The organism is Zunongwangia sp. HRR-M8, from assembly GCF_027594405.1.
In the GTDB taxonomy this organism is placed as follows: Bacteria; Bacteroidota; Bacteroidia; order Flavobacteriales; family Flavobacteriaceae; genus Zunongwangia.
Genome location: NZ_CP115161.1, coordinates 2,817,666 through 2,830,003 on the forward strand (window position 1 = coordinate 2,817,666; position 12,338 = coordinate 2,830,003).

The following is a 12,338-nucleotide window of genomic DNA, read 5'->3' on the forward strand; positions in this document are numbered from 1 at the left end:
AAGCATTAACTTTGGCGAGTGCAGGCTTTACTCCCTTTTTTCTGAAGATTATTTTAATTGGACATGATTGTTTTCGAGCTTATATGTTTTGATGAAATTTGTATTTTCAAATAAATCTAAAATGCTTTTTAAATCCTGATCTTTCCTAAGTTGACCAGTAAATTGTATTTGTTTTAGAGCTTCATTATCGAAGCTGACATCTATATTATACCACCGTGACAAAACGGTCATAATTTCCTCTAAATCTGCATTTTTAAATTTAAACAAGCCTTTTTTCCAAGCAATTTCATAGGAGAGATCGATTGGAGAAACAATCACATCGTTACTTTCTTTATTAAAAATAGCCTGTTCACCTGGAGTTAATTTTTCAATATGATTAGTAGCATGTTTTAATTGAATACTCCCTTCTACCAAACTCGTATAAATATGTTGTTCTTCTTTATAAGCTTTTACATTAAATTCAGTTCCCAATACTTCAATTTCCTGATCACCTGTTTTTACGACAAATCGTGCTCCTTGATGTGCTGAGCTTGGAGAGACTTTAAAGTAAGCTTCGCCATAAATCAGATCTACTACTCGTTTTTTTCCTTCTATAAAATTTTCTGGGTACGAAATTTTAGAATCTGAATTTAACCACACCTCTGTTCCATCAGCCAGTTCAATAAAAAATTTTCCTCCTTTGGGAACACTTAAATAGTGATAAGAACACTTTAATTTATCTTTATTTTCTTTGTTCTTATAAACTAAATGAGTTCCGTTGCTATAAACTGCATCGGAATTATATTCTTTTCCATTTTCTAAAATAACACGAGTTCCATCTGCAAAAGTTAATGTCGCTTTATCTGTTCCTTTTTGAATATTCGAGGTATTTTGGCTTACATGCGATGTATCATTTTGATAATAATAGAAGAAATTAATCCCGATACATACTGCGAAACAAGCAGCAACAGCATATTTAAAAAACCCTTTTCTATAAAAGGGAACTGATTTTGCTTCTGATTCATTTTCTAAAGATTCAAGAATAGTAATTAGCATCTTATTTTCTAATTCCTTCTCTGAGCCCATCTCAGTAGTCCAACTGTCAACTTGCTGAAAACTCTCATAGTAATTCATTAGCTGCTGTAACTCGATACTTGTAATATCTCCTTTTAGATATTTTTCTATAAGTTTTTTGAGCTTTATGGTATTAATTTCTGATTCTTTCAAAAATCTAATTTTAGTTTCTATTAGTATAGTGTCAAAAAATCTAAGTACCCCCTAAATTAAATTTGAATTATTTTAAATTTTAACAAAATTTAAGACTAAAACAAACCTTCAATTAACACCAATAAGAATAATAAGACAAAAAAATCTATTTTGAATAATAAATTTATAAGGAAATAAATAATGAAATGATATATATACTTCCAAGAGAGGTGCGAAGTACTTTGAGAGCAATTCCTATATGATTTTCTACAGTTTTAGTTGAAATACCTAATTTTTCTGCAATTTCTTTATGGCTCAATTGCTCATATCTACTCAGCTTATAAACTTTTTGACATTTTTTAGGTAGATTATTTACAACAATATCTATGTGTTGTCTTAGTTCCTGATCAATAATTTTAGATTCGGGAGTTACTTGCTGTAATCTTGTATCTAAATTTTCAAATAACTCTAAATGAACTGCTTTGTTTTTCCTGAACTCTGAAAAAACCTTATATTTTACGCAAGCAAATAGGTAACTTTTTAGAGAGACTTTAATCTGAAGTTTTGCTCTATTGTTCCAAACATCGATAAAAACATCTTGAATAATTTCTTCACAAATTTCTCTATCTTTCAATATGTTAAAGGAGGACATATATAACATTTTCCAATATTTGTTGTATAAACAAGTTAAGGCTCGCTTATCTCCTTTTTTTATTTTTTTAAGAAATTCATCATCCATTGAAGACTCTATCATTGATGCAATTAATTAACAAAATTAATGATATTTTTTACAAAAATTTAATATTAGATTACATTTAGGATATCAACAATAAAACGAAGTTTTGATTTTTAAATAGTTATTTATAGAAGAAAATTTAATCGTTTTATTTAACAATTAAAATTACAATCCCTTAAACTTATTGGAGCAATAGCATCTATTTAAATAATTTTATACGTACAAAAAACTACTGATGGAGGCTCATGTATTTATTATAAAATAGGTTTTACTGTAACCGCAAATCTATATTCTATGCGATTTCGTCGCCCGAAAGTTGTATTGAGCACAGACTAAAATGGTCTTTTAATTCCCATATTACATAAATAGGATTATATTTTGAACATGATAATACCTTACACCCATTCTCACCAATATAAGGCTTGATATTTCCTCAACATCTGATTTTTATACGTTTACATAATTAACCGTCTACTTTTTCCGAATACATAAAAAATTTTTCGTGTAGTCTACACATTTTTCACCTTAAATAAATAGTTACCTTAGTACTCAAAATAAAATTTAGCAATGAAATATTTCTTTATAGTATTAATAATGTTGTCAGGAAACTTCGTAATGTCCCAAAATCAAGAAGTGATTTATAATTATAAAGTAAAAGATATAGACGGAAACGAGTTCGAGCTTAGTTCTTTAAAAGGAAAAAAAGTAATGATCGTAAATACCGCTAGTAAATGTGGATTCACTCCGCAATATGCTTCTCTTCAAAAATTGTACAAACAATATAAGTATGAAGATTTTGTGATTATTGGATTCCCTTCCAACGATTTTGGTAATCAGGAACCTGGAAGTAACGAAGAAATACAAGAATTTTGTCAGCAAAATTATGGAGTCGATTTTCCAATGATGTCGAAAATAACTGTCAAAGGTGAAAATATGCATCCACTATATAAATTCTTGACACAAAAAGAAAAAAACGGATTTAAAAATTCTGAAGTAAAATGGAATTTTCAGAAATATTTAATTAGTAAAGACGGAAAATTAGTAGCGGTGCTAGAATCACAAAAACTTCCGAATGATCCTGAAATTATAAAATGGATTACCGATTAAGACTTTCTTGAATTTTGCGTTTTAAATTACAGCAGAGAGTAATCACTCAAATTAGATTTTTTCGCCTATATTAAATTCTTTCATTTTAAAAAGTTCATGAAAATTTCTCTTTATAAGAATAATTTCATCTATACTAGGTACGATGTCTAAAATAATACTTCTATACTAAAATAAGGTCGAGATTTAATGTATTGCTTTCGGTTTTCCAACTGATATCCTTTAAGCTGTTAGACATTCTCTTTTTTTCAAAGCTGAAAATCATCTCCACTTAGCTAAAACATTATTTTCTGGTTTAATGCTCACGTAGTTATTTTTCTTCACAAAATTATAGACAATAAATATTTCCTAAATAAATAGTTTTAAGGGTTTTAAATCATCATTCCGAACGCTTTATTATGCTATAAAATTGAAACTTGGCCTGTTCTTTATGTATAAATACTATAGAAGATCTTTCAATAACGCAACATTACCGCAATAATTAACGCAAATATGTTGCGTTTAAAATCAAGAAACAGTATTCTTGCAAAAAAATATCCGATGACTAAATTTTATCTAAAAAGCATGTGCCTTTTGGCAAGTTTGCTAATGTTTTTCGCTTGTGATAGCGATGATGACTTTATGGTTGATACATCTGGCAAAGATGAACCAGAAGAAATTGAGCTCGTAGGCTATCTGGCACCGCTACAAGTACCCGACACCATTAAACTGAATTATGGCAGTAATTTTACAACTGTTTTACCAGAAGAATATCCATCCCAAAATGTGAATTTTGAGATGAAATTTTCAAACGAAAATAGCATCATTAATGCTGAAAAAAAATTATATGATGTACTTCAGGAAGGAATTTTTGTCGACGCCACTACCAATAAATTAGTAGTTAATAGTCAGCAATTATATCCTAACAATTTTAGTTCCTCTATTAACGGAAATCGATTACCAGAAGCTTATGTCGTTACTTTAACTGCAAAGGCAGACGCTTATTTACCAGTAAGTAAAACATTTTATGTGAAGATAAAACCTGCGGCTCTTCAAATTGAAGAATTGGATAATGAGCTTTCTATTCCCTTCGCTTATCAAATGTACAGTGATGCCACCTCATCAAAATTTCACATTCTTGCTGAAGATTTGGACTTAGAAAACACCAGTTGGAAGCTACATCAAAATGGTAGACCAGATCAAAAAGTATTACTCAATGAAAATGTAATCTCTTTCGCTGAAAACCCTGGAGATCCGGAACAAAAAGCAGAATGGACCTATGATTTAATTTCTTCTTTAGAACGTGATGGGTTTACAGTAGCCAGAAGACAATTTCGTGTGAGATTTATTCCCGAAATAAAATTTTTATACGGAATGTACTATCCTGATTTAGATTGGACCATATCAACCAATAGGTTGCATATAGGTTTACACCAAACCTATCAATCCGCTGCTCCACAAATATATCCTGAAAAATATAAAAAATCTTTTTCTATTCTTTCCATAAAAAAGGACGGTAGCAATTTTGAGAATGAGGAAGGAATTATTTCTATAGAGGCCGAATCAGGAAAAATAAACGTCGCACATAACCATAGTTTAACCGAAGGTGAATATCTAATAACAGTAGAGGCCCAAACCACCACCGGTTTAACCTTTGAAGCTGAAGTGACCTTGGTCATGAACGAAGTTAATGACGATAACCACCAACATTAAAAAGCATACACTAACTATAGAAAAAGCAGGCTTTCGCCTGCTTTTTTGTTTCATTTGTTACCATAAATAGACTTTTTTTTCATTCCTAGAATGCCTAATTTTACATTATAAATTTGGAGAAAATGAGTAGGATTGAAGAGAAAAAAACTAGAAATACAAAACATCAACAAGCAGTATTAGATCTTTTACAAAAAGCAACTAAAACACTCACCGCAGATGAGATTAAGGAACAAATAGAAGATAACATTAATAAAACAACCGTATACCGGATGTTAGATCGTTTTGTAGATGCCGGAAAAATCCATTTTGTAACCGGGCAAAATGGTAAATCTTACTACGCACTTTGTAAAGATTGTGAAGAAGAGCCAGAGCAACATATCCATAATCACTTACACTTTCAATGTGAAAACTGCGGAAATGTAGAATGTCTTCCGCAGACTTTAGAAGTTCCTACACTTAAAAACTACCAAATTAAAGAAACTCAATTATTGCTGATTGGTATCTGTAAAACCTGTACCACTGCCAAATCTTAAACTTCAGTAAAACAAATTCAGATCAATTTAATGCAACTTAATTGCTTTAATTAAAAATTCTTTTATACATTTGGTACATACTTAACCAAATAGTATGAAAAAACTACCAGTTACTGTACTTAGTGGATTTTTAGGAGCTGGAAAAACGACGCTTTTAAACCATCTACTTCACAATCGTGCAGGCATGAAACTCGCTGTAATCGTAAACGATATGAGCGAAATTAATATCGATGCTCAGCTTGTCGAGAATCAACATACACTTTCTAAGACTGAAGAAAAATTAGTTGAGATGAGCAATGGATGTATTTGCTGTACGCTTCGGGAAGACTTAATGATTGAAGTAAAACGTCTGGCAAGAGATGGGCGGTTTGATTATTTAATTATAGAAAGTACAGGGATTTCTGAACCTATACCGGTAGCTCAAACCTTTAGTTTTGAAGATGAATTAGGCCACTTCAATTTAAAAAATATCAGCTACATAGATTGTATGCTCACTGTGGTTGACGCATTCAACTTTTTAAATGATTTTTCTAGCGCTTCTCTTTTAAAAGATCGTCAATTGGCAAGTGACGAAGAAGACCAAAGGAGTATTGTTAATCTACTCACCGATCAGATAGAATTTGCTAATGTTATTCTTATAAATAAAATAGATCTAGTTACCGCTGAAGAATTGCAGCGCGTTAAAGCCTTTGTAAAAGCACTTAATCCGGAAGCAAAAATAATACAGGCTAAAAATGCTGAAATTGATTATAATGAAGTAATTGGTACCGGAAGTTTTGATTTTGAAAAAGCTGAAGCTTCTGCAGGATGGATAAAAGAATTGGAAAATGAACACATTCCTGAAACCGAAGAATACGGGATCACTTCGCTAACTTTCAAGCAACTTCTTCCTTTTCATCCAGAGCGCTTGTTTCAGTTTTTAATGCAAAATTTCCCGCAAGGAATTATAAGAAGTAAAGGCCTATTTTGGTTAGCATCTCGACCCGAACAGGCTTTAATTTGGAGCAGTGCCGGGGGATCTTTTAAGGCCGATCCCGCAGGCGTCTGGTGGGCTTCCATGCAATTTAATGAACGTATAGACCATCCCGCATTTATAGAAAATCAAGACATTATAGAAAAAGACTGGGATGCAGCATTTGGTGATCGTAAAAACGAACTCGTTTTTATAGGAATGCATTACGATAAAAATCAATTAGCAGAAAAACTTAATGCCTGCCTTCTTAATGAAGCTGAACTAGAAGCATGGCAATTAGGCTATCTTGAGCTTCATGATTGCTGGCCAGTTTAAAACTTAGAATTAGTAATACTAAATAAAAATAGTTATGAATTATAGAATCTTACCACTATACGCTGTGGTAGCATTACTAAGCTTTTCCTCTTGCAAAAATAATGAGAAGAATAAAGAAAAAAAAAATAAAACAGAAGAATCATTCCAAGACACTGAAAGTCAAAACATAAGTATAGAGCCTTTAAAAGAATCTCCGGCATATGAGGATTCAGGTTTAAGTCTTGTTATTCCTGAAAATAATCAGTTTACGAAAAACACTGTTGAATTCAAATTCAACGTGGATAATTACCAATTAGGAGCGCAAACAACAAAGAATGAAATAACTTCGAGACTTGCAAATTCTGATAAAGGACAGCACATTCATTTTATTGTTGATAACGAACCCTATTCAGCACATTACGAAACTGAATTTTCTAAAGATTTTTCTGAAGGCACACATCATATTGTTGCTTTTTTAAGCAGATCATATCACGAATCTGTTAAAAACGATCAATCTTTTATTACCAAAACAGTCAAAATTGGTAGTAGTCCTGACGAACGATCTAATGTAGATTTTACGAAGCCCACATTAATATATAGCCGACCAAAAGGAGAATATTCTGGAAAAGATATTGAGAATTTATTACTTGATTTTTTTCTATTGAATACCACTTTGTCTGAAAATGGCAATTATGTGAAAGCTACTATAAACGGTGAAACATTCAAAATTACAAAATGGCAACCTTATATTATAAAAGGCCTATCAAAAGGACAAATTGATATTAGACTGCAACTTTTCGATAATAACGATCAACCAATTAAAGGTGAATATAACGACGTTACCAGAAGTGTACTACTAAAATAAGAATCTCTTTTATAAGAATGCCGGTGAAGTTTAATAATGGTTGGTTTTGTGATTATTATTCGACCATCTTTGCCGGTTATTTTTTGAAATTTAATTAACTAGAAAAAGCTTATAAAAACCCATTAAGAAATGGCCAATATTAGCTATTTCTTAATGGGTTTTTACAAAAATCAAAAGTTATCTTCTACTTCAGCAGATTGTAGCATAAACTGATGCAGCTCATAATTCTTTACGAAAGGTTTAAGCTCATCGCTTCCTGGGCCAAAAGCGGCTAATTCTACATAATCGCCAGAATGGTCCATACTTATCCAACCTATAGACGTATATTTCTTTTGCATTTCTGCGAGCGGGCCATAAGGTAAATTACCGGTATTATATAATCCCCCATTATTTATATTGTAAAAATTCAATAATATTTTGGCTTCTTCGTCTGTAATTGTTTTATCGCCATTAGCATTTGCGATCATTTCGCGAATTGATGAAAAAGAATTTGCTTTCATTTTTATCTGCTGAAGTAACCAATCATTGGTATGAGTAAAATTTTGCAAATAGCTGAAATTTTTATCTACATCATGACTTTTAATAAGTCCGGGATTGGCATTTCCATGATCTGTTGTAATAATCACCAATGTTTCGCGATCCTTTTCAGCAAAGTCTATAACCTCTTTTATGGCTTCATCAAAAGCTATTTGATCATACAGCAAACCTCCTGGGTCATTAGCATGAGCTGCCCAATCTACCTTTCCCGCTTCAATTTGCAATACAAAACCTTCATCATTATTTTTGGAAAGATGTTTAATAGCTTGATTAGACATTTCAGCTAAAGTAGGTGTTGACTCCTCTAATTCTTTATCGTTAGACCTATCCAATGCATAAGGAAGCCCACCATCAGCAAAAACACCAAGAATTTTTTGATCTGATTTGGATGCTAATAAGTCTTTTCGATTTCTAAAAATGGTAAAGTCTTTTTGTTTAAAACTCGCGTAAACATCTTTCCCATCTGCTCTTTTACTAGAAGAAAAATAATCGTTACCACCACCCATCATCACATCAAATTCCAGATCCAGATATTTTAAAGCGATCGCTTCTTGATCTCCTCGATCTTTTTGCATTACCGAAAAACCAGCTGGTGTAGCGTGCGTAATTGGCACTGTTGTTACACAGCCTACTTTTTTCCCTGAACTTTTGAATTTTTGAAGAATCGGTAAATGTTTTTCTCCATTTGCTGAAACATTTAATGATCCATTAGGGACACGCTTTCCCCCACCCCAAGAAGAACTACCTGCGGCAGAATCTGTTACCAGCGAACTTGCTGAAGCAGTATCCATTAAAGCTCTATTAATTTTACCCTCTCTATATAAATCTAACCAGTGACTTCCTTTGCCGTTGCTAATTTGTAAAAGCCTATCAGCCATATTTAAAGTGCCGGTACTCATCCCGTCACTTACCATAAAAATGATATTTTTGGCTTTTTTAGTTTGAAAATTGTTTTTGCTATTCATCCAAATATCTGAATGAAACTGGCTTGCAAGGCTTCCAAAAGCAAAAAGACTACTGTTTTTGAAAAAATCTCTTCTTTTCATTTAACGCATATTAGTTGCGTTAAATATAAAATATTTTTTATTAGTCTATATTATCTTGAAGTTAACTTACAAATCTTTATTTTAAAGTGCCTATCAACGTTTGAAAGAAAGATAGGAATAAGCATCGGCAAAATATTCAATATAAATATCACAACTATTCATTCTAATGTATTTTTATGGTTTTTAATGATCAAAAAAAGAATTAAATATTACCGAATTTGAATATCGATTCTTATCGAGATTTTATTCATAATTGTTTCTATTTTTACTGAAAATCTATTGTTATGAATTGGTTACTCCTGATTATCGCTGGATTATTTGAAATGCTTTTTGCTTTATGTCTTGGCAAAGCTAATCACACTGAAGGAATGACCTCTAAGGTTTGGTTTGGCAGTTTTTTACTATGTCTTTTCCTTAGCATGAGTTTACTTGTAAAAGTTACAAAAACACTCCCTATTGGCACTTCTTATGCTGTCTGGACGGGAATTGGAGCTGCCGGAACCGTACTTTTGGGAATATTTGTTTTTAAAGAACCAGCCACATTTTGGAGGTTATTTTTTATAACTACACTTATTGGTTCTATCATCGGTTTAAAATTAGTTTCCCACTAATAAAATTCAATAATAAAAATAATTCTGAAATCAGTGATCTAAAATTATCGGCTTTCCTATTAAAATGATAAAACTTCTTTACATAGATAATCAAAAAGGGTATCAATTAAAACCCGAAATGAAATAGTAAAAAGATTTTTTTTTTCGCCTAAAAAATCTTCAAGAATTATCGAAAACTTAGTTATTCGTTTACAAAATTCAATAAGCTAAACTACTATTCTTTATGCCGTAAAATAAACTGACCTACTGTTTTCAGGGAGATACATTTCACGGCTTACCGTCTACTGCAGAATCCAATTCCTAAAGATATTTGCATGAACTTAAACTTAAATAATCCTATTATGATTTATGGAATTTTGCTAATGATATTATGTACTACAACTATTACTTATTAATCCGTTTTAAAAAATCAAATCTAGGCAAAACTCGCAATTATGGTAGCAGTTTCAGTCAAAAATGTAATTCCCCATATTTTCTATTTATAGTATAAACAAAAATTAAAAATTCAATTATGAAATGGTATTTAAAAGCATTCCGTCAATATTCAGATTTTAACGGTAGAGCAAGAAGAAAAGAATATTTTATGTTTGGTCTATTTAACGCCTTATTTACGATACTTTGTATTGCAGTAAGTTCTGCACTTAGTGCATGGCTAGAAACTCCTGCTTTTATTAGTATTTATGTCTTATACATGCTGGCTACTTTAGTTCCATCAATTGCAGTATCTGTAAGACGTTTACATGATATAGGCAAAAGTGGCTGGATGCTATTAGTTAACTTTATCCCATTAGTCGGGCCTATTTGGATGCTAATCTTATTAATTACAGACAGTGATCCTGAAAATAATGAGTATGGTGCAAATCCAAAGCAAGAATTTATTATACAAGACATCTAATATTTGGAATATTAATCCCGAGTAAGATTATCTCAGATTTTGAATTGTAAGGCTAAGAGAACTTTTTCACAAAGATTTTTCTTAGCCTTTTTTAAATCTGATTTTCGGAAATTAGTAATTAAAATATAATAGACTTGCAAACCAATGTTTTAAGCTATGCAGGAAACTTATTATGTACTATGTAATTTCTGGTCTTTTGAGGGGTATTATATATAGAAACCCTTAGATAGTAACTCTTATCTTTTCGATAGATCTTTTCCTGTTCTTTTTCAAAAAGCTCATCTCATTTCTCCTGGTTTGATCCGCTATATGATATATTTAAATATTTGGCGCTTCTTGTACTAATTTTTCCCGGAAACCGTTTATTTAACGACATACCTAAAAACGCGCAAACCACGCAATTCCTAGGATTTGCGTGGTTTTGTAATCATTTATCTTCTTAAAAAGTGACCTCGGCAGGATTCAAACCTGCAACCTTCTGAGCCGTAATCAGATGCGCTATTCAGTTGCGCCACGAGGCCTTTATTTGTTTCGCTAAAGGCAATAACCTTAAGCGGGTGCAAATATATTCTTTATTTTAAATTCAGAAAAACTTTTTTGAAACTTTTTTCAAGAAAAATATAGGTCGAAATTGTAACACATTAATGCCTAGCGAACAATAATTCTTACAACCTTAAAATATCGCATTGTAAATCACCTATTTTTATCTAAACAATTTCTGCACTTAATCCTGCATCTAAAAGTTTAGAGCATCTTGGTTTTAAATCATTAAAAGCTCCGGTCTTTACCGTACATTTTCCTTTATAATGCACTAAAATAGAACATTGCTCTGCCTGTTCTGGAGTGTGATCGCAGGCGTAAATTAAAGTTTCGATTACATGATCAAAGGTATTGTAATCGTCATTATATAAAACAATCTCGTTTTCTTTATCAACTTTAGTTTCTACTTTCTCTAATACTTCTTCTTGTGTACTCATAGGGTATTAAATTTAATTCGGAGACCGCAAAAATACAAAAATAACAGTTAAACAACTCAAAAAGAAAACTTTACCGCAACCCATTTATCCTTTTCAAGATTTTCCTGAAATTTTAATCCCAGCTTTTCGCAAGCTTCTCGGATAATAGGAATGTCTTCTTTATAAAATCCACTTAGATATAAATCGCCATCAGATTTTAAAACTGAAACATATTTCGACATATCATTCAACAAAATGTTTCGGTTAATATTCGCTATTATAGCATCATATTTATTGTCACCTAATAGTTCTGCTCCTCCTTCTTTAACGTTAATGTCGGGAACATTATTACGTTCAATATTTTCAAGTGTATTTAAGTAGCACCAGTTATCTATATCGATAGCTTCAACAGGATTTGCACCTTTCTGTGCACTTAAAATAGCTAAAACTCCGGTTCCGCAGCCCATATCTAAGACTGATTTACCTTTCCAGCTATTCTTTAAAATAAACTGAATCATCATATGCGTAGTAGCATGATGTCCAGTTCCAAAACTCATTTTTGGCTCGATAACAATATCAAATTCGGTTTCCGGCTTTGGATGGAATGGTGCACGTACACTACAGGTATTATCAACCACAATAGGCTGAAAATTTTTCTCCCATTCTTCATTCCAATTAACTTGTTGTATCTCGGAAGAAGAATAGGAGATTTCAAATTCATCAGAATCTAATATCTGAACCTCAGCCAGCATTTCTTCCTGAAATTCATCTTTCAGAATATATGCTGTAACGCCATCTTCATTTTCCACAAAACTTTCAAATCCTAAAGCGCCCAATTCAGCAATTAATATTTCTGAAGCAGGAACTGGTGGATTTATTTTAAACTGAAATTCAAGATAATTTGATGCCAT

The 12,338-nt window shown here is 31.8% G+C and carries 12 protein-coding genes and 1 tRNA gene; 7 read left to right on the forward strand and 6 right to left on the reverse strand.

Going from position 1 to position 12,338, the window contains the following annotated elements:
• Positions 1 to 48: 48 nt before the first annotated feature.
• Both PBT89_RS12140 and PBT89_RS12145 read right to left on the reverse strand, forming a co-directional pair.
• Positions 49 to 1,206, reverse strand: coding sequence for a FecR family protein (locus tag PBT89_RS12140; RefSeq protein ID WP_270062140.1), 1,158 nt, complete (start codon positions 1,204 to 1,206; stop codon positions 49 to 51).
• A gap of 163 nt (positions 1,207 to 1,369) precedes the next feature.
• Positions 1,370 to 1,939, reverse strand: a complete 570-nt coding sequence (locus PBT89_RS12145) for an RNA polymerase sigma factor (protein WP_270062141.1) — start codon at positions 1,937 to 1,939, stop codon at positions 1,370 to 1,372.
• A gap of 549 nt (positions 1,940 to 2,488) precedes the next feature.
• On the opposite strand from PBT89_RS12145, the gene PBT89_RS12150 reads away from it, so the two are divergent.
• The 5 genes from PBT89_RS12150 (at position 2,489) to PBT89_RS12170 (ending at position 7,382) form a co-directional block, all read left to right on the forward strand.
• Positions 2,489 to 3,028: a glutathione peroxidase gene (locus PBT89_RS12150; RefSeq protein ID WP_270062142.1), complete on the forward strand. Its 540-nt coding sequence runs from the start codon at positions 2,489 to 2,491 to the stop codon at positions 3,026 to 3,028.
• 537 nt (positions 3,029 to 3,565) lie between these two features.
• A complete protein-coding gene (locus tag PBT89_RS12155) occupies positions 3,566 to 4,717 on the forward strand; it encodes a hypothetical protein (RefSeq protein ID WP_270062143.1) in 1,152 nt (383 codons plus the stop codon).
• A gap of 122 nt (positions 4,718 to 4,839) precedes the next feature.
• Positions 4,840 to 5,250 carry a Fur family transcriptional regulator gene (locus PBT89_RS12160; protein ID WP_270062144.1) on the forward strand — a complete coding sequence of 137 codons (411 nt, stop codon included), beginning with the start codon at positions 4,840 to 4,842 and terminating at the stop codon, positions 5,248 to 5,250.
• A gap of 94 nt (positions 5,251 to 5,344) precedes the next feature.
• Positions 5,345 to 6,538 (forward strand): GTP-binding protein, encoded by a 1,194-nt coding sequence (locus tag PBT89_RS12165; RefSeq protein WP_270062145.1) that lies wholly within the window; start codon positions 5,345 to 5,347, stop codon positions 6,536 to 6,538.
• 34 nt (positions 6,539 to 6,572) lie between these two features.
• Positions 6,573 to 7,382, forward strand: a complete 810-nt coding sequence (locus PBT89_RS12170) for a hypothetical protein (protein WP_270062146.1) — start codon at positions 6,573 to 6,575, stop codon at positions 7,380 to 7,382.
• Positions 7,383 to 7,552: 170 nt separating this feature from the next.
• Here the strand turns inward: PBT89_RS12170 and PBT89_RS12175 are convergent, their stop codons facing one another.
• A complete protein-coding gene (locus PBT89_RS12175; RefSeq protein WP_270062147.1) occupies positions 7,553 to 8,965 on the reverse strand; it encodes an alkaline phosphatase in 1,413 nt (470 codons plus the stop codon).
• A gap of 284 nt (positions 8,966 to 9,249) precedes the next feature.
• Here PBT89_RS12175 and PBT89_RS12180 point away from each other — a divergent pair, with 284 nt between their 5' ends.
• Both PBT89_RS12180 and PBT89_RS12185 read left to right on the forward strand, forming a co-directional pair.
• The gene (locus PBT89_RS12180; RefSeq protein WP_270062148.1) at positions 9,250 to 9,576 is read left to right on the forward strand and encodes a DMT family transporter; all 327 of its coding nucleotides are present in this window, start codon (positions 9,250 to 9,252) and stop codon (positions 9,574 to 9,576) included.
• Between the two features lie 511 nt (positions 9,577 to 10,087).
• Entirely contained in the window at positions 10,088 to 10,471 is a 384-nt protein-coding gene (locus tag PBT89_RS12185; RefSeq protein ID WP_270062149.1) for a DUF805 domain-containing protein, read from the forward strand.
• Positions 10,472 to 10,918: 447 nt separating this feature from the next.
• On the opposite strand, the gene PBT89_RS12190 is transcribed toward PBT89_RS12185, so the two are convergent.
• The 3 genes from PBT89_RS12190 to prmA form a co-directional block, all read right to left on the reverse strand.
• Positions 10,919 to 10,992: transfer RNA gene (locus tag PBT89_RS12190), tRNA-Arg, on the reverse strand.
• A 186-nt stretch (positions 10,993 to 11,178) separates the two neighbouring features.
• Entirely contained in the window at positions 11,179 to 11,448 is a 270-nt protein-coding gene (locus tag PBT89_RS12195; protein ID WP_270060615.1) for an ATP-dependent Clp protease adaptor ClpS, read from the reverse strand.
• A 56-nt stretch (positions 11,449 to 11,504) separates the two neighbouring features.
• Entirely contained in the window at positions 11,505 to 12,338 is an 834-nt protein-coding gene (gene prmA, locus PBT89_RS12200) for a 50S ribosomal protein L11 methyltransferase (protein ID WP_270062150.1), read from the reverse strand.